The organism is Marinobacter maroccanus (assembly GCF_002933275.1).
In the GTDB taxonomy this organism is placed as follows: Bacteria; Pseudomonadota; Gammaproteobacteria; order Pseudomonadales; family Oleiphilaceae; genus Marinobacter; species Marinobacter maroccanus.
The window spans coordinates 316,664-335,243 of the sequence record NZ_PSSX01000003.1; the positions used below are offsets into that span (position 1 = coordinate 316,664).

14 protein-coding genes, 1 pseudogene and 1 riboswitch are annotated in these 18,580 nt (G+C 57.4%); of the genes and pseudogenes, 10 read left to right on the plus strand and 5 right to left on the minus strand.

Features of this window, described 5'->3' with window-relative positions; translation table 11 throughout:
* Positions 1-52: 52 nt before the first annotated feature.
* From glmU to KEHDKFFH_RS06035, 6 genes are all read left to right on the plus strand, one after another.
* Positions 53-1,417 carry a bifunctional UDP-N-acetylglucosamine diphosphorylase/glucosamine-1-phosphate N-acetyltransferase GlmU gene (glmU, locus tag KEHDKFFH_RS06010; RefSeq protein WP_104321066.1) on the plus strand — a complete coding sequence of 455 codons (1,365 nt, stop codon included), beginning with the start codon at positions 53-55 and terminating at the stop codon, positions 1,415-1,417.
* A gap of 30 nt (positions 1,418-1,447) precedes the next feature.
* Entirely contained in the window at positions 1,448-3,280 is a 1,833-nt protein-coding gene (gene glmS / locus KEHDKFFH_RS06015; RefSeq protein WP_104321067.1) for a glutamine--fructose-6-phosphate transaminase (isomerizing), read from the plus strand.
* A 36-nt stretch (positions 3,281-3,316) separates the two neighbouring features.
* Positions 3,317-4,267, plus strand: a complete 951-nt coding sequence (locus tag KEHDKFFH_RS06020) for a helix-turn-helix transcriptional regulator (protein ID WP_104321068.1) — start codon at positions 3,317-3,319, stop codon at positions 4,265-4,267.
* Positions 4,268-4,373: 106 nt separating this feature from the next.
* On the plus strand, positions 4,374-6,527 hold the full coding sequence (locus tag KEHDKFFH_RS06025) for a TonB-dependent siderophore receptor (protein ID WP_104321069.1): 2,154 nt from the start codon (positions 4,374-4,376) through the stop codon (positions 6,525-6,527).
* 406 nt (positions 6,528-6,933) lie between these two features.
* Entirely contained in the window at positions 6,934-8,439 is a 1,506-nt protein-coding gene (nhaB, locus tag KEHDKFFH_RS06030) for a sodium/proton antiporter NhaB (protein WP_104321070.1), read from the plus strand.
* A gap of 91 nt (positions 8,440-8,530) precedes the next feature.
* Positions 8,531-9,367, plus strand: a complete 837-nt coding sequence (locus KEHDKFFH_RS06035; protein ID WP_104321103.1) for a substrate-binding periplasmic protein — start codon at positions 8,531-8,533, stop codon at positions 9,365-9,367.
* Between the two features lie 13 nt (positions 9,368-9,380).
* On the opposite strand, the gene KEHDKFFH_RS06040 is transcribed toward KEHDKFFH_RS06035, so the two are convergent.
* Positions 9,381-10,061 carry a DUF3047 domain-containing protein gene (locus tag KEHDKFFH_RS06040; protein WP_104321104.1) on the minus strand — a complete coding sequence of 227 codons (681 nt, stop codon included), beginning with the start codon at positions 10,059-10,061 and terminating at the stop codon, positions 9,381-9,383.
* A 202-nt stretch (positions 10,062-10,263) separates the two neighbouring features.
* Positions 10,264-10,442: riboswitch (cobalamin riboswitch) on the plus strand.
* Between the two features lie 195 nt (positions 10,443-10,637).
* On the opposite strand from KEHDKFFH_RS06040, the gene KEHDKFFH_RS06045 reads away from it, so the two are divergent.
* Both KEHDKFFH_RS06045 and KEHDKFFH_RS06050 read left to right on the plus strand, forming a co-directional pair.
* Positions 10,638-13,403, plus strand: coding sequence for a ribonucleoside-diphosphate reductase subunit alpha (locus tag KEHDKFFH_RS06045; protein WP_104321071.1), 2,766 nt, complete (start codon positions 10,638-10,640; stop codon positions 13,401-13,403).
* A 130-nt stretch (positions 13,404-13,533) separates the two neighbouring features.
* Positions 13,534-14,595, plus strand: a pseudogene (locus tag KEHDKFFH_RS06050) (ribonucleotide-diphosphate reductase subunit beta); the annotation flags it as partial.
* Between the two features lie 4 nt (positions 14,596-14,599).
* Here KEHDKFFH_RS06050 and KEHDKFFH_RS20485 read toward each other — a convergent pair.
* The 3 genes from KEHDKFFH_RS20485 to KEHDKFFH_RS06065 form a co-directional block, all read right to left on the minus strand.
* On the minus strand, positions 14,600-14,797 hold the full coding sequence (locus tag KEHDKFFH_RS20485; RefSeq protein WP_104321073.1) for a phage integrase N-terminal SAM-like domain-containing protein: 198 nt from the start codon (positions 14,795-14,797) through the stop codon (positions 14,600-14,602).
* Between the two features lie 213 nt (positions 14,798-15,010).
* A complete protein-coding gene (locus KEHDKFFH_RS06060; RefSeq protein WP_008938367.1) occupies positions 15,011-15,265 on the minus strand; it encodes a Txe/YoeB family addiction module toxin in 255 nt (84 codons plus the stop codon).
* Complete coding sequence (locus tag KEHDKFFH_RS06065) at positions 15,262-15,513, minus strand: type II toxin-antitoxin system Phd/YefM family antitoxin (RefSeq protein WP_012137510.1); 252 nt, start codon at positions 15,511-15,513, stop codon at positions 15,262-15,264. The genes KEHDKFFH_RS06060 and KEHDKFFH_RS06065 overlap by 4 nt, the downstream gene beginning before the upstream one ends.
* 198 nt (positions 15,514-15,711) lie before the next feature.
* Between KEHDKFFH_RS06065 and KEHDKFFH_RS06070 the strand changes: the two genes are divergently transcribed.
* Complete coding sequence (locus tag KEHDKFFH_RS06070) at positions 15,712-15,984, plus strand: CopG family ribbon-helix-helix protein (RefSeq protein ID WP_104321074.1); 273 nt, start codon at positions 15,712-15,714, stop codon at positions 15,982-15,984.
* Positions 15,981-16,262 (plus strand): type II toxin-antitoxin system RelE/ParE family toxin, encoded by a 282-nt coding sequence (locus tag KEHDKFFH_RS06075; protein WP_104321075.1) that lies wholly within the window; start codon positions 15,981-15,983, stop codon positions 16,260-16,262. Before KEHDKFFH_RS06070 ends, KEHDKFFH_RS06075 begins: the two co-directional genes overlap by 4 nt.
* Before the next feature lie 204 nt (positions 16,263-16,466).
* Here the strand turns inward: KEHDKFFH_RS06075 and KEHDKFFH_RS06080 are convergent, their stop codons facing one another.
* Entirely contained in the window at positions 16,467-18,569 is a 2,103-nt protein-coding gene (locus tag KEHDKFFH_RS06080) for a molybdopterin-dependent oxidoreductase (protein ID WP_104321076.1), read from the minus strand.
* Positions 18,570-18,580: the final 11 nt, after the last annotated feature.

The following is an 18,580-nucleotide window of genomic DNA, read 5'->3' on the forward strand; positions in this document are numbered from 1 at the left end:
TTTTTTATTTACAGCATTCAAAGAGTAAACACTCCGGGAGCCTGACTTTTCCATGAGCCCGCTACACGTCGTCATTCTGGCCGCCGGCCAGGGTTCCAGAATGAAATCCGCATTGCCCAAGGTACTGCATCCGATTGCCGGCCGCCCGATGCTCCATCACGTCATCGAAACGGCTAAACAGCTTGGTGCCGAAAAGATTCATACGGTGATCGGCCATGGCGCCGACAAGGTCCGGGAAGCCACGGCTGAAGCCTCGGTAAACTGGGTCACCCAGAGCGAGCAGTTGGGTACCGGCCACGCTGTGGCCCAGGCCCTGCCGGATTTGCCCGATGACGCCCGAGTTCTTGTGCTTTATGGCGATGTGCCGCTAACCCGCCATGAAACCCTCGACGGGCTGGTCGGGACTCTGGATGAAAACACATTGGGTTTGTTGACGGTGACCATGGACAACCCCCAGGGGTACGGACGTATTGTCCGGAATGTCGATGGCGAGGTGCAATCCATTGTTGAGCAGAAAGATGCTTCGCCCGAGCAGCAACAGATCCGAGAAGTGAACACGGGCATCCTGGCGGTGTCAGCGAAGCATCTGAAATCCTGGTTGCCGACGCTCTCCAACAGCAATGCCCAGGGTGAGTACTACCTTACTGACATTATTGCCATGGCGGTGGAACAGGGCCTGCGGGTTTCGGTGTCCCAGCCGGAGAATCCTTTTGAAGTGCAGGGGGTCAACAATCGGCTGCAACTGGCCGAACTGGAACGCTGGTTCCAGGGCCAGCATGCCGATCGGTTGATGACAGAGGGCGCCACGCTCGCGGATCCGGCCCGGGTGGATGTCCGTGGCGAGCTCAGTATTGGCAATGATCTGTGGATCGATGTGAACGTGGTATTCGAAGGTAATGTCAGCCTTGGTAGCAATGTGTCCATTGGCCCGGGTTGCGTCATCAAAGACGCGACCATTGCTGATGGCGCCGAGATCAAGGCCCACAGTGTGATTGAAGGCGCGGTGATTGGTGCCAACGCGCAGATCGGCCCGTTCGCCCGCATTCGTCCGGGCACGGAACTGGCGGCGAATACCAAAGTGGGCAACTTTGTGGAAACCAAAAAGGCCATCGTCGGTGAGGGTAGCAAGATCAATCACCTGAGTTACGTGGGCGATGCCTCACTGGGTCGTAATGTGAATGTGGGTGCAGGAACCATCACCTGTAATTATGATGGTGTGAACAAATACCGGACGGTACTCGGTGATGGGGTCTTTGTCGGTTCCAATACGGCCCTGGTCGCCCCGGTTACCGTTGCGGCGGAGGCCACCATTGGCGCTGGTTCGACCATCACCCGTGATGTGGCCGACCATGAGCTGGCCGTCGCCCGGGGCCGGCAGCGGAATATTGCCGGCTGGGAAAAGCCGAAGAAACACTGATATAAACGATCAACAGACAGGTAGAGCAGCATGTGTGGAATTGTAGGCGCGGTTTCGGAAAGGGACGTTCAGGGCATCCTTCTTGAGGGTCTGCGCCGTCTGGAATACCGGGGGTACGACTCGGCGGGTATGGCCGTTATCGGTGGCGATCACAGTGTCCAGCGCGCACGGGAAGTGGGCAAGGTTGCCGCTCTCGGGGATGCCATGAAAGCAAACCCTCTGGCAGGTCATCTGGGCATTGCTCACACCCGCTGGGCTACCCATGGCGAGCCTTCGCAGATCAACGCCCATCCGCACATGTCTGGCGAGCGTCTGGCCATCGTCCATAACGGTATTATCGAGAACTATCAGGAGCTGCGCGAAGAGCTCCGGGCCGACGGTTTCGAGTTCACCTCACAGACCGATACCGAAGTCGTTGCTCATCTGATTGAAAAGAACTACCGCGCCCTCTGTAACCTTCACGATTCGGTGCGGGCCGCCATTGCACGTCTTCGCGGTGCCTACGCCCTGGCCGTTGTGCACGCTGATGAACCCAACCACATGGTGGTGTGTCGTGAGGGAAGCCCCCTGGTGATCGGCGTGGGTATCGGTGAGAACTTCATTGCCTCCGATCAGCTGGCGCTGCTCCCGGTAACCGATCGCTTTATGTTCCTGGAAGAAGGCGACATTGCCGACATCAAGAAAGATGGCATCACCATTCTTGATCGCGAGGGCCAGTCGGTGGAGCGCGAGGTAACCCGCTTCGAACACGGCGCCGATTCTGCCGACAAGGGCGAGTACCGCCACTTCATGCTCAAGGAAATCTACGAGCAGCCCAAAGTGATCAAGGCCACCATGGAAGGCCGGGTCACTAAAACCCGGGTGCTGGAACAGGCCCTGGGTACCGAGGCGGCGAACCTCCTGGAAAACGTTCGCCACGTTCAGATCATCGCCTGCGGCACCAGTTACCACGCCGGAATGGTGGCCCGTTACTGGATTGAGGAGCTGGCCGGTGTCGCCTGCTCGGTGGAGGTGGCTTCCGAATTCCGCTACCGCAAGCACGTGATTCAGCAGGATACCCTGTTCCTCTGTATCTCCCAGTCCGGCGAAACCGCCGATACCCTGGCCGCTCTGCGCCAGGCCAAGAAAGCCGGTTTCCGGGCGGCGTTGGCAATCTGTAACGTTCCGGGCAGCTCGCTGGTGCGGGAATCCGACCTGGTAATCATGACCCAGGCCGGACCTGAAATCGGCGTGGCCTCTACCAAGGCCTTCACCACCCAGCTGACTGCGCTGCTGATCTTCACCCTGGCCCTGGCCCGCCACAATGGGCTGCCTGAGGAGCAGGAAGCTGAAATCATCGAGGCCCTCCATCTCGTGCCGGGCCAGGTCAGTGATGTGCTGGCCCTGGATGGCGAAATCGCCGAGATGTCCAAGGCGTTCATGGACAAGAACCACAGTCTGTTCCTGGGTCGCGGTTCCCAGTTCCCGGTTGCCCTCGAGGGTGCCCTCAAGCTCAAGGAAATCTCCTACATCCACGCCGAAGCTTACCCGGCGGGCGAGCTCAAGCATGGCCCCCTGGCCCTGGTCGACAGCGAAATGCCGGTGGTCACCGTAGCGCCCAACAACGACCTGGTTGAGAAGCTCAAATCCAATCTGGAGGAGGTTCGGGCCCGCGGCGGTGAGCTATTTGTCTTCGCTGATAGAAAGGCTGACGTGAAAGCCGAAGACGGCATTCACGTGATGCAGATTCCGTCCGTGCATCCGATCACCGCTCCGATCGTCTACACCGTGCCACTGCAGCTGCTGTCCTATCATGTGGCGGTGCTCAAGGGGACTGATGTGGATCAGCCGAGGAATTTAGCCAAAAGTGTCACGGTGGAATAGGCCCAAAATTGGTTGAACAGGCTCGGAGCGGAACGTTTGCACACATTCAGTCGGGCAGATTTCGAACGCTTCGGGCAGCTTTACGACATTGAATTTCGGTTCCCGGCCATCCACGGCGACAACAGCACTGACGACTATATTGTTGCCCGGGGGGAGATTACCGAACACAGCCTGGCATCGGGTTTTCGCTTTACCTTTTCCTCTCTTGAAGTGTTGGAGGCCTACGACTCGGTTTCCTGTGGTCACGCACCGTTACTGGTGCTGGTCGTCCTTGATGGTATCGTTCGGCTTACCCTCGGCTCTGTCGAACACGAACTGACCCCGGGTACTGCAGTCAGCATGCAGCTACATCCGGACTACCCATTGCAGGCCCACCAGCCAGAGCAACAGCATCTGGAAATTATGGCGCTCGCTTTCGATCCCCGGCGCGCTAAATTGGGCCATGTCTCTCCCAGCTTGCATGGCTTGACCATTCTGCCTCGAATGCCCCTGCGCCAATGGAAGGTACCCCACGCGCTCCAGCAGCTGTTACGGACCTATGCAGGCCTCACGATGACGGGCACCCAGAAAAATCTGGTGTTGGAGGGGGTCGCGCTGCAGCTTGCCGGATTGGGTCTGGGAAGCGAAGAGCAGGAATCTCCGGATGTTCCCGTGGTTCCGGTCCAGCAGCGTCAACGACTTGAGTTGGTGAGGCAGCATCTGGAGTTTACCCCGGACCATGACCACAGCCTGAAGGACCTTGCGCAAATGGCTGCAATGAGCCCTAGCGGCCTGCGAGCGAAGTTCCGGGCGATGTATGGCGTTCCGGTCTTCGACTATCTGAGAAAATGCCGGCTTCAGTTGGCAAAACACTATCTGGAGCAAGGCTTCAGCGTTGAGCAGTGCGCGAACAAGGTGGGGTACACTCACGCGACCAATTTTTCGACGGCATTTCGCCGGGAATTCGGATTTTCTCCCCGACAACGCACGGTTGACCAGAAAAAATAGCACTCCGCATAGATTTTTTGTCTTCTCGGATACCAAAGATGGGATCTAAACGACAATAATTCGCATTAAACATAAACTTGTAAAGCGCGTTGTTTGGAGCTGATTAATGAATTCGTCCCGTGATAACCGCCAGCCCTTCTTCCCGTCAGGCCTCGCAGTAGCCATAGCCGGGGTTCTGGCAAGCCCGATGCTATACGCGCAGGAAGCGAACGTTACCGAGCTGGATGCAATTGAGGTATCTGCAGATGCCGCCGAACCGAGTGGTACTGCACCGAGTGATGGTTATACCGCAGAGGCTACCGTCACTGGCACAAAAACAACCACCAGCGTGGTTGAGACACCCCAGTCAATTTCGACGGTCACAGCGGATCAGATCCAGGATCAGAACTCGGCCAACCTGGGCGAAGTTCTGCGCTATACAGCCGGTGCCCGTGGTGAGACTTTTGGTTTTGAGCCGCGCACCACGTTTCTGAGAATACGCGGGTTCGATGTGGCCACCAGTGGCTTGTTCCGTGACAACCTGAAACTGGCCAACCCCGGCTTCGCGGCCGGTTACAGCCTGGAGCCCTATGGTGCCGAGCGCATTGATGTACTCAAGGGACCCTCGTCCGTACTGTACGGACAGGCGGGCCCGGGCGGGTTGGTGAATTATGTGTCCAAGCGACCTACCTTCGACACTCGTCGGGAAGTGCGCGTTGAGGCAGGCACCAACGATCTGGTTCAGGGCCAGTTTGATATCAGTGGGGCGGTGAATGACAGTGATACCCTGGCCGTTCGCCTGGTGGGCCTGGTTCGCAACAGCGAAACCCAGGTGGATTTTGTCAACGACGACCGGAAGTACCTGGCCCCCAGCCTGACCTGGCAACCCACAGACGCCACCCGACTGACGGTACTGGCGCACTGGCAGTATGACGACACCCAGCCTTCCCAGCGCTACCCGTTGCAGGGGACTCTTGAGCCAAACCCGAATGGTCCGATTCCAGACAACCGGTTTACCGGCGAGCCGGGGTACGACGCTTACGAGCGTCGCGAGAGTGCCTTAGGCTACGAGTTTGAACACCACATCAATGACCAGGTGGTGCTGCGTCAGAATGTCCGGGACTACCGCAACGATGTCGACGACCAGACCATCTACACCACCGGCTTGCTGGCGGATCAGAGAACCATTACCCGGTCACGCTTTGACAGTTTCGGTCGCATTGACGGGCTGGTCATGGATAACCAGCTGCAGTTGAGCGCCCAGACGGGGGCGGCCGAACACACGGTATTGGTCGGCCTGGATCATCAGGATATTGACGTGTCATCCCGGCAGTTCTTCGGGCCCGCCAGTAACCTGGACATCTATGATCCCGTCTATGGCGCGCCTATCCCTGATGCCCCTTTGTTTAAAGACGAGAACGGACAACTCAAGCAGACCGGCGTTTACCTGCAGGATCAGATCCGGGTAGACCGTTGGACGGTTTCCCTTGGCGGCCGGTATGACGTTGCCCGTTCCGAGACACTCAATAATCTCACCGGCGCCACAGCCACCCGGGACGACGAGGCCTTCACCGGTCGTGCCGGTGTCAGTTACCAGCTCGCGAATGGCTTTGCGCCCTATGTGAGTTACATGGAGTCATTTCTCCCCACCACAGGCACCGATGCAGCAGGCAATCCGTTCGAGCCAGAAACCGCGCATCAGTACGAGGTGGGCGTGAAATACCAGCCCAACAGGGACACGCTGGTGACACTGGCCTGGTTCGACCTGACCCGGGAGGACTACCTGACCACCAACCCAACCAGTTTTGCCAGCGAGCAGAGGGGCGAAGCCAACTCTCGGGGCCTTGAGATGGAAGCCCGCACGCGTCTGTTCCAGGCGCTGGATGTGGTTGCCAGCTATACCTACACCGATGCCGAGATCACCAAAGCCAGCAACCCGGTGGAAGAGGGTGAACCTCTGGAATACACCCCGGAGCATGAAGCAGCGCTATGGGGTAAATACAACTTCCGGGGCGGCGTGCTGCATGGCCTGGGACTGGGAGCCGGCGTGCGTTACATCGGCGAGAGTTTTGGCGCGGCGTTCAACGCGGACAATTCCGCCCTGGAAGTACCGGATGTAACCCTGGTAGATGCCGCTGTTACCTACGACATTGGCGAAGTGTCGCTTGGCCTGCATGCCCAGAACCTGCTGGATGAGAAATACGTGGCAACGGCGTTCGACAGCTCGGGCACCTACGGTACCCGCCGTGAAGTCACAGGTTCGGTTACTTACCGGTTCTGAGTCCCTTACTCTCCCGGCGCACGGACGCGCCGGTTTCCAGAAAAATCCTCCAAGAACCTATCCCGAAAGCAGTTCCCCGCCAGAAACCTTCCTACACCGTTGAGATTCAGATCCAGGTCGGTTCAACCCGGTTCCTGTTCGTGAGCTTGAGGGGGTCTTTTTTTCATAAAACCACCGCATTGAGCCAGAAATCGGTTAAAATGCGGTCGCTTGCACTGTTTTAATTGCGTAATATTACGAAAAATTCCGGCGTGGCTGGGCTTACCTTCCTCTCTTGTTGTTATTAAGACCAAATAAGGTCTGAAAGTCGTACCTTTGGACCATATCCCGGTACGTAAATATCAAGGAAGATTCTGGCCTTCTGCCACACAATACCAATAACCCGTTTTCTCAGAAGATTTCTGTAATGCCCACTACCGTTATTTCCGGCTTTACCCACAATTTCCTTGGCAAGGCGCCCGTCTGGTACAAGCAGGTCATTCTGCTATTTCTTATTGCCAACCCGATTGTCATGTGGACGCTTGGTCCGGGAACGGCCGGCTGGCTTCTGATTGCCGAATTTATTTTTACCCTGGCCATGGCCCTGAAGTGTTACCCGCTTCTGCCGGGTGGCCTGCTGGCGGTGGAGGCATTGCTGATAGGGCTGACCACGCCGGATGCGGTCTATCTGGAAGTGCTTACCAATTTCCCGGTTATCCTGCTGCTGATGTTCATGGTGGCCGGTATCTACTTCATGAAGGAACTGCTGCTGGTGACCTTCACCCAGATCCTGGTGGGTGTGCGTTCCAAGTCGGCTTTGTCTCTTCTGTTCTGCTGCGCGGCAGCGATTCTCTCGGCCTTCCTGGATGCCCTGACAGTTACCGCCGTGATCATCAGCGTAGCGGTGGGTTTCTACTCGGTTTACCACAAAGTGGCTTCCGGTAAGGGCTATCAGCACAAGGATCACAACGCCGGTAGCGATGACGAGGTGATCGAGCTGCACCGGGAAGATCTGGAAAACTTCCGGGCCTTTTTGCGTAGCCTGCTGATGCACGGTGCTATCGGTACCGCGCTTGGTGGGGTGGCCACCATGGTGGGCGAGCCGCAGAACCTGCTCATTGCCAAGGTAGTGGGTTGGGATTTTGCCGGCTTCTTCCTGCACATGGCGCCGGTGAGCGTGCCGGTGCTGGCGGCCGGGTTGTTTACCTGCTGGGCTCTGGAAAAGCTGCGCTGGTTCGGCTACGGCGGGCGCCTGCCCAAACCCGTGCGCCGGGTGCTGGAAGAGTTTGCTGAGAACGAGCGGAACAAGCGTACCAAGGCGGATCAGGCGGCACTCTGGGTGCAGGCTTTTGCGGCTGCAATTCTGGTGGTGGGCCTGGCTTTTCACCTGGCCGAGGTCGGCCTGATTGGCCTGTTGGTGATCATCCTGATTACCTCATTTACCGGTGTCACCGACGAGCACCAGATTGGCAAAGCCTTCCAGGAATCCTTGCCGTTTACCTCCCTGCTGGTGGTGTTTTTCGCGGTGGTAGCCGTGATCCACGAACAGCACCTGTTCAAGCCGATCATTGATTATGTTCTGTCGCTTCCCGAAGCCCGTCAGCCGGGCATGTTCTTTATCGCCAACGGCGTGCTCTCGATGATCAGCGATAACGTGTTCGTGGCCACCGTGTATATCAGTGAGGTGAAACAGGCGCTGGATGCGGGTGCTATCAGCTATGACCATTTCCAGAAACTGGCGGTTGCCATCAACACCGGCACCAATCTTCCCAGTGTGGCGACCCCGAATGGCCAGGCGGCTTTCCTGTTCCTGCTGACGTCTGCCATTGCGCCGCTGGTTCGGCTGTCTTACGGCAAGATGGTGATTATGGCGTTTCCCTATATGCTGGTAATGGGTGGTGTAGGTCTGTACATGGTTATTAACCATATTTGACATTCTGTTCGGATTTTTGCGGGCAGTGCCAATGCAGATTTGCCCGGGTCTGTTAACCTTTGCTTAAACAGACCCTGACAATATGGATTCCATGTCCAGAAACTACTCCGACCAATTTTGCTTGATGTATACAGCCAAACGTTTTGTTGGTGCCCGGCTTTGGATATTGCTAGCAGGATTATTGCTTTCAACGGGCGCTATGGCTGATTCGGAAAAAGCCGGCAAACCTCTTCGCATTGCCTATGTCGATTTTCCACCGATGACCTACCAGAAAGCTGATGGCAGTCCGGCGGGCACCTTTATTGAGGTTACCCGAAAAGTGGCGGTCGAAGCAGGCTATCAGCCGGAATTTCTCTACCTCCCCATCAGTCGTGTCTATCTTTATCTGCGCAATGGCCGGATTGACGTTTGGCCAGGTTCAACCAACGTGCCAGCTCTTAATGGTGAAGTTCTCGAGACCTGGGTAAGTCCCTTCGCGACCCAGCTTAGCGCCTGGTACCTGGAGGGAACGAGCCCACTCGTTCATTTTGATCAGCTACAGGGCAGGACAGTAATCACGATTGCCGGATACACCTACGGCGGGCTCTTGTACTGGCTGGAGGCCGAAAGCTCGATTGACGTAACGGAGGCACCCAACTACCGGGCGGCTTTGGAAATGCTCAAGCTTGGCCGAGGGCATTACCTGTTCGGTCATCGAGATCCCGTTCTGGAGACCCTTTCAATGCCCGAAGATGCGAAGATTCGTGAATCGGAAATCCGTTTGCGGAATCTGGCCTGGCTGTTTTCGCTTGCCAATCCCCGGGCAGCAATACTTCGGGAAGAGTTCGATGATGCTTATATCCGTTTGGCCGAAAAGGGTGAAGTCCCCTCGATACGAAAGTTTGGAGAGAGCTTTGTGATACCGGGCTTGCCCGAAAAATATCGATAGCATGCCCAAGGGCTCATGGATCGGGATTCAGTCGGATATCCCCATACCAGGCGGTCGCTTTTTCCCCGGTGTTGTCTGAATCCGACATAATGGCGATTCCCACCACCGCTGGTGGCTCCTCGCCAAACGTTTCCCGGTAGTCGGCCATGATGTCCCGTTCCACCGTGACCCATTCCCCAACCTTTTCTGATCCGGAATTCACCGCGATCATCATCGTTTTCTCGGTGTAGGGATTGGGGACAATCTCACCCTCGGGCAGGGTATTGGCCCAGATGTAGTTCAGGGCATTACCCGGCAGAGACTCACCGAACAACACCTCAACCGTCTTGCGTTTTGCGCGCTCGAAAAAGCCGGCCTTTTCGGGCTGGAATTCAAAGGCAACGTAGATTCTGGCGGGATAGTCGTCCCCGGATTTTTCCCGGGCATTACCCTTTTCGAAAACGTTCGAGACCTTCCAGCGCCATTGCAGAATCAGCGAATCCGTTGGCTCCAGTTTTACTCGTGCGATCAGACCTGACGCTCCGCCCTCCGTGGAGGCCCTCACGACCTGTTGACCGTCTTCGATTGTCAGTTCATAACGGCTGAGCTGGTCGATCTTGGGGAATTCCAGGGGTTCCCAGCCGTCAGTCAGGGACTTCATCTGGGAGAAAGGCGTCAATGTTGCCTCTTGCGAACTGGCGGGCGCAGACAGCATTAGGGAGATGAGGAGCAGGCCCCAGATTGTTCTGTATCCGACCTTCTCCATAGTGCCTCTCCTCTCTCAGGGTGTTTCCGTTGCAGACAGATGTTTTACCGGAAAGTGCCTTGTCCTGTAAAAGCTACCCGTATATAGTGTTTTTATCCTTGGTCAAATACCAGATGTAGTGATCAGTGTGTAACCAACTCGGTTAACGCGTGATCACACCAAGCATTCTGGTATCGGGAATCCGGTGAGACTCCGGAACTGACGCGCAGCGGTATTGGGGAACAAGCACGGCATTACGACACTGGTTGAGACCGGGAAGTCGCCGAGCGAGGCCGAATCGAACGATTCACGCCCCTGAGTCCGAAGACCTGCCAGGGAGACAACTGCACCTTCGCGTTTCAAGGTGAGCAGACCGGACTCAGGCCAGACGTGTAGGTCGGATTAGCGAAGCGTAATCCGACACCCCTGTCTGCGCCAGGCCGCCTTTGTCGGATTACGCATGCGCTAATCCGACCTACGGTGGCACTCCGATTCTCTGCCTACGCGATGGTGAAAGGAATTCAACGCGTATTCAGGAGAACACACATGTCCGCCTCAGCCCTGGCCGAACCCCGGCCAACGTCCCGCACCGATACCGAATCCCTTCAGGTCATCAAACGCAACGGCACACTGGTAGGCTTCGATCCGTCGAAGATCAGCATTGCCGTGACCAAAGCGTTCCTCGCTGTTGAGGGTGACAAGGCCGCCGGTTCTGCCCGGATCAACGATGCCGTACGCCGGGTCACCGACCAAGTTATCCAGGCCATCGGCCGTCGCCTTAAAGCCGGTGGCAAGGTGCATATCGAAGACATTCAGGATCAGGTGGAACTGTCCCTGATGCGGGCTGAAGAGCAGAAGGTAGCCCGCGCCTATGTGCTTTACCGGGAAGAGCATGCCCGCGAGCGTGCCCGCCATGCGCCGGTGGAGGCCCATCCGCACTTGACCGTGAAAAAAGCCGGCGGCGAGATCGCTCCGTTGGATCTGGGCCTGATGAAACTGCAGGTGGAACAGGCGGCCACGGGGCTGGAAGGCATTGATGGCGATTCCCTGGTGGACGATGCACTAACCAACCTTTACGACGGCATTGCCGAGGAAGACGTGCTGTCGGCATTGATCATGACCGCCCGCAGCCGTATCGAGCGGGAGCCGGATTACAGCGCGGTGACAGCACGCCTGCTCCTGGAACAGCTGCGGCTGGAGAACGCGTTGGCACTGGACCTGCCACGGGACTTGCCGCTGGCGGAGGTCTATCCACAGGCTCTGGAGTCATTCATCCACGCCGGAATCCGTTATGAGCTTCTAGACGAGGCCCTTGCCGCTTTTGATCTGGAACGCCTTGGCGCTGCGCTGAAGCCAGAGCGTGACCTGCAATTCGGCTTCCTGGGTCTGCAAACCCTGTACGACCGGTACTTCCTGCACTGGAACAAGGCCCGCCTTGAGCTGCCCCAGGTATTTTTCATGCGCGTCGCCATGGGCCTTGCCCTGCGCGAAGACGACCCGAATGCCCGCGCTATCGAGTTCTACAACCTGCTGTCGTCGTTTGACTACATGGCCTCCACACCCACCCTGTTTAACAGCGGTACCCGCCATTCCCAGCTGTCGTCCTGTTACCTGACCACGGTGGGCGACGATCTTGAAGACATCTACGGCGCCATCCGCGACAACGCCATGCTGTCGAAATGGGCCGGCGGCCTGGGCAACGACTGGACGCCGGTACGGGCGCTCGGCTCCCACATCAAGGGCACCAACGGCCAGAGCCAGGGCGTGGTGCCGTTCCTGAAAGTGGTAAACGACACCGCCGTGGCGGTCAACCAGGGCGGCAAGCGCAAGGGCGCCGTATGCGCCTACTTGGAAAGCTGGCACCTGGACATCGAGGAGTTCCTGGAGCTGCGCAAGAACACCGGAGACGAACGCCGGCGCACCCACGACATGAACACCGCCAACTGGGTGCCCGACCTGCTGATCGAACGCATGCGCGAAGACCGGGACTGGACCCTGTTCTCCCCGAGTGATGCGCCGGATTTGCACGACCTTTACGGCAACGCCTTCCGTGAACGCTACGAGCATTACGAGACGCTGGCGGAGCAGGGCAGGATCAAGCTGTTCAAGAAAATCCCGGCCAAGCAGCTCTGGCGCAAGATGCTCACCGTACTGTTCGAAACCGGTCACCCCTGGATCACCTTCAAGGACCCGTGCAACCTGCGCTCTCCCCAGCAACACCGGGGCGTGGTGCACAGCTCCAACCTGTGCACGGAAATTACCCTGAACACCAGCGCCGATGAAATTGCAGTGTGCAACCTGGGCTCCGTGAACCTGGCGGCTCATATCGCCAATGGCGAGCTGGATGTTCAGCGCCTGGAACAAACGGTGAATACCGCCGTGCGCATGCTCGATAACGTTATCGACATCAACTACTACGCCGTGCCCCAGGCCCGCAATTCCAACGTCAAGCATCGCCCGGTCGGTCTTGGCCTCATGGGCTTCCAGGATGCGCTCTATCAACTGGGCCTGCCCTATTCCAGCCCGGAAGCGGTGGAGTTTGCTGACCTTGCCATGGAGCAGCTCAGCTATTTCGCCATTCGCGCCTCCGCCACGCTGGCAGGCGAACGGGGATCCTACGAAAGCTACGAGGGCTCCCTCTGGCACCAAGGCATCCTGCCGATCGACTCCATCAACCTGCTGAAAGAAAACCGCAGGGAAGGGGACCTGTCCGTGAACACCAACGCCCGCCTGGACTGGTCGCCTTTACGTGAACTGATCGCCAAGAACGGCATGCGCAACAGCAACGTGATGGCCATCGCGCCCACGGCAACCATCTCCAACATCGTGGGCGTGTCCCAGTCCATCGAGCCGGCGTACCAGAACCTGTTCGTGAAATCGAACCTCTCCGGCGAGTTCACAGTGGTCAATCCCTCCCTGGTCCGCGACCTCAAGGCCGAAGGCCTATGGGACAACGTGATGGTGAACGACCTCAAATACTTCGACGGTTCCGTGCAACAGATCGACCGTATTCCGGCGGTACTGAAAGCCCGCTACGCCACCGCCTTCGAGATCGATGCGCGATGGTTGGTGGAAGCCGCTGCCCGCCGCCAGAAATGGCTCGACCAGGCCCAGAGCCTGAACCTGTACATGGCCGAGCCCAGCGGCAAAAAGCTGGATGCCCTGTACCAGCTGGCCTGGGAGCGTGGTCTGAAAACCACCTACTACCTGCGCTCACTGGGCGCCACCGGCGCCGAGAAAACCGCCCCGGTTGCAGCGCCACAGCCACAGGTATGCAGCATCGACGACCCGGACTGCGAAGCCTGTCAGTAGGTTTTTGATGCCGTAGGTCGGATTAGCGGAGCGTAATCCGACAACCAAGCCAGAGTTCAGGAACAAAGTCGGATTACGCTCCGCTAATCCGACCTACGAACATCACGAGCACCGGAATTCAGAGGTAAGAGTTATGCTCAACTGGGACGACGAACCAACCACTCAAACCAAACCGACAAACACAGAGGGCCCAGCCCCGGTCAACGTCGATGACAAACGCGTCATCAACGGCGAGACCGACATCAACCAACTGGCTCCGTTCAAGTACCCCTGGGCCTGGGAGTACTTCATGAACGCCAATAAAAACCACTGGACCCCCCTGGATGTGAACATGGCTCAAGACGTCCATGACTATCATCACCGGCTGACCGCGTCAGAAAAGCACGTCTACGAGAACGTGTTGGCGTACCTCACCACGTCGGACATCCTGGCCATGCGCAACATCGGCCTGGCGGTGATGGAAAAGATGAGCGCGCCGGAGCTGCAGATCTACCAGGCCAGACAGGTGTACGAAGAAGCCATGCACACCTGGGCTTACCAGCACTGCATCGAAACCCTCAACCTGGACCAGAGCGAAATCTACAACCGTTACCGCGTGGTGCCCGCCATCAACGGCAAGATCCAGATTGCCAACCGCCGGCTGGATGCGGCCATGCGTCCGGACATGAACCTGCGTAACAAGGACGACCTGCAGGAATTCATCATGTCCTACCTGTTCTTTGCGGCGGTGTTTGAGGGCACCTGGTTCTACAACGGCTTCAGCCCCATCTTCGCCCTCCAGCGCCGGGGCCTGATGCGTGGCACCGGCGAGCAGCTACAGTACATCCTGCGGGACGAGGCCATGCACTTCTCCTTCGGCCTGAAGGTGGTGAACCAGATCGTGGAGGAGGAGAACATCACCTTCGATCCGAAGGCTGTGCGTGAGATGTGGGACGAATCCGAGGCCGCGGAGAAGGCCTATGCGAACTACATCCTGCGGGATCCGATACTTGGTTACTCCGCGGAATATCACAGCGAACAGTTCCGCTTCGTGGCCAACCGCCGTGCCCGAACGGTTGGTCTGGAAGAGCCGTTCCCGGGTGCGAAGAACGTCTCGCCATGGCTGGACGAACAGGCCACCCTGCGCAAGGAGAAAAACTTCTTCGAAACCCGGGTGATCGAGTATCAGACGGGGGCGCAGTTGGAGTGGTGAGGGCTTACTGACCGCTAGCCGAGCGGATGTCGGTTCCCCGCTTCAGGAGTTCCGTGGCAAAGGTATGTCGAAAGGTGTGGCAGCCAGCGCGCTTACCAATGCCGGCTTCCTGTGCAGCCGCGACATTACGATGTACAGCGAGCCAGGTCAGAAACTCATTGACCTCTCTGGGCCCCATATCGCGAGGGTGTTTTCCTTTCATTCGTCCCGGCTCCCTGCCAATACTGTTTATTCGTACAGCATTGTTGGTGGCGTGGATCACAGATGTTAAATGATTACATGGAAAGGCAGTGTGTAGTGGGCGAACTTGTTGTTTTATAAATTTATGGGCACTGCGTTCTGTGATCCAGAAGCTGTAAAAACGAAGCGGTCAATTTTCTGCAATCATGAAGCGCTCTGTTTAATTGCTGTTAAATCAGTAGTGATAACGGAGCTGGGCGATAAGCAAAGCGTCATCCGTGACTTTGTAAACTATTCGGTGTTCTTCGTTGATTCGCCGGGACCAGTAGCCGGCGAGGCTGTGTTTGAGGGGCTCTGGTTTGCCAACACCTTCGAACGGTTCTCGCTTGGTCTCTTTGATCAGCTTGTTGATTCGGTTAAGAATCTTTTTGTCGGTTTTCTGCCAGTACAGATAGTCTTCCCAGGCGTTCTCGGAGAAGATCAGTTTCATTCAAGCAGTTCCTTTTCCTGACCACCGCCTTGTTCCAGTTCGGCAACGGATTCCAGCAAACGCCGTGCGTTTTTCGGTGCGCGCAGAAGGTATGCCGTTTCTTGCAGCGCCTCGTAGTCCTCCAGGGAGATCATAACCACTGACTGGGACTTGCTCCGGGTAATGATCACAGGGGAATGGTCTTCACAGACCTGCTCCATGGTTTTTGCTAGGTTAGTTCTAGCGGCTGTGTAGCTGATGGCATCCATAAGGTTGCTCCTGTACAGGATGTTGAACATGGTCAGGATACCGTACGTCAGAGGATTTAACAATCGGCTGCACAACGACCGGTTTTCCGCCGCTTCGCAGCTCCAAACCGGCGCATGAGCCGGGCGTTAAATTCTTTTGCTGCACCCCAGCCGACTATGCTGTAATACACTGTAGTCACTAGCATTGAGGGTACAGTCATGGGCGTCACTACCGTTCGTCTTCAGGCAGAAGTTGAACAACATCTGGAAGCAATCGCCGGCAGACTCCATCGGAGTAAAGGCTGGGTGATCAATCAGGCGCTATCAGAATATATTGAAAAGCAGCAGCGTGAGCAGGAGCGTTGGCAGCAAACGCTGGAGGCAATGGAGTCGGCTGCCCAGGGAAAGGTGGTCGATGCTAGCGAGGTCCATAGCTGGCTCAATAGCTGGGGAACTGAAAACGAGCAGGATGCACCGAGGTCAGGTAAGTGAAACTGGTTTACACGGACGAAGCCATCGAAGATTTGAAGCGCCTCAGAGAGTTTATCGCGGTTCACAATCCTTCTGCGGCAGGCAGGGTAGCCACAGAACTGGTTAGCAAAATCGAATTACTACCAGACTTCCCCAGAATGGGAACACCGGTTGAAATGGCACCGGTACCTGATTCCATCCGCGACATGGTCTTTGGCAAGTACGTTGTTCGCTACTCCGTACATGTCAGTGCCATCATCATTCTACGGGTATGGCACGAGCTGGAAGGTGAACGATAGCAATTTAACGAGCCGCTGTTTTCGGACAGTTTTCCACCGCTGCGCGGTTCCAAAACTGCCGCAAAGCTCCGCGTTAGCACTCAGAGAGGAAATGAATGTTTGTTGCGGTTTTGCCGACCAGTCTCCCGTAGTCCCAACCAGGACTAACTGACAGCCTTCCCCTGTTCAGCAAGAAGCGCAACCTTCTTCACGTCATATCTCACATCAGGCTGCGCGTACTGCTACCCTCGTACCATTGAACGCCGCATTCCCGGTCAGTGCGTCAATGCGCCGGGAATCGGTGACGTCGTTCATGCTCACGCCGGGTTGCCCCTGGGCGATCGACATGGCGGTGTCCGGCCGGTTATGGCCCCAGCCCTGGGGCATGCTGATGACGCCTTCGAACATATCGTCGTCGATTTCCACCGGCAGCTGGATGCTACCAGTGGCGGAACTGACGGTTGCCAACTGCCCGTCCTCAAGCCCGAGTTTGCCGGCATCTGAGGCGTTCATCTGCAAGGTGCACGGGTTCTTGCCTTTTACCAGCCGGTGGGAGTTCTGGGTCCAGGTGTTGTGGCTTCGGGGCAGGCGGCGGCTGATCAGGGTGAACGGATAGTCGCTGTTCTGATTTGCCTGCAACAGGCCCGAGGCATCCAGGCGTTTCAGATCGTTCAGATACAGCTCGGGAGCAACCTGGATCTTGCCGTCTTCGGTCTGGATGCGCTGCTCCAGACAGGGTTGCAGGGGGCCCAGATCCACGCCATGGGGGCTGGCTTTCAGGGTTTCGAGGCTCATGCCCTCTTTACCGTAGGTGCCGTGTTTCAGGCCAAGATCCAGCATCGCTTCCGGGGTCACACCGTCGTCTTCCAGGCCGGTCAGCTGCAGGGCCAGATCCCGGAGGATTTCCCAGTCGTGTTTCTGGTTCGGCGCTTTCTCGAACATCGGTTCCGAGAACTTGGCGGTGTTGCGAACGGCGAAGGAGTTGAAGAAGACATCAAAGTGGGGCACTTCCAGCCCGATCGTTGCCGGCAGGATGATGTTCGCATGGCGGGCGGTCTCGTTCAGGTAGATATCCACCGACACCATGAAATCCAGGGCATCGAAGGCTTCTTCCAGGCGGGCTCCTCCGGGAGCGGACAGCACGGGGTTGCCGGCAATGGTGATCATCGCGCGGATCTGGCCGTCGCCCGGGGTCAGGATCTCATCGGCCAGGGTGGCCACAGGGAACTCGTTGTTGAAGTAGGGGAGTTTTCGCACCCGGGATTCGTAGCGGCCATAGGAACTGGGCTTGCCTTTTTTGTCCCGCACCAGATCAAAGGCCGGCTGGGGGAACATGGCGCCACCGCGGCTATCGAAGTTGCCGGTGAGAATGTTCAGCACGTTGTTCAGCCACTGGCACAGGCCGCCGAAGGACTGGGTTGAGGCGCCCATGCGGCTGTAGCAAACGGCGCTTTTGGCAGCTGCCATATCGCGTGCCAGCTCCCGAATGGCGTCGGCGCTCATACCACAGGCGTCCGCCACGGTTTCCGGGGAATAGGGTTTTACCGCATCGGCCAGTGGCTCCAGCCCGTCGATCCGGTCTTCCAGGTGGCCCAGGGTAACCAGCTGTTCCTCAAACAACGCGTGGACCAACGCCAGCATGAACAGGGCATCGGTTTCCGGGCGGATAAACAGGTGCTGGTCGGCCTTTTTCGCGGTCTCGGTGCGGCGTGGATCAACCACCACCACCTTGCCACCGCGTTGCTGGATGGCTTTCAGGCGTTTGCCCACCCCGGGCGCGGTCATCAGGCTGCCGTTGGATACAATCGGGTTGGCGCCGATGATCAGCATGAAATCTGTGTGGTCGATGTCCGGCACCGGAATCAGCATGCCGGCGCCGAGCATGTAATTGGAGGCCACGTGATGTGGCAACTGGTCGGCGGAGGCGGAGCTGTAGCGGTTATTGGTGCCCAGCGCCTTGAAGAACCGCGGCAGCATGATAGCGTTGCCAAAGTTGTGGGCGTTCGGATTGCCCAGATAAACCCCGACCGCATCCTGCCCATGTTCCTGCTGGATGGCCCGGAAACGGGAGGCGATTTCACTAAAAGCCTCATCCCAGCTGATTTCCTGCCAGCCGTCGGCGGTGCGGCGCATGGGTGTTTTCAGGCGGTCCTCGTCGTTGTAGAAATCCTGCAGTGCGACCGCTTTCGGGCAGATATGGCCGTGGCTGAACGGGTCGTTGTTGTCGCCCTTGATAGACAGGATGTCGTTTCCCCGATGCTTGATTTCGAGGCCACACATGGCTTCACAGATGTTGCAGGTGCGGTAATGGGTCTGGGTGTCGGTCATGGCAAACACTC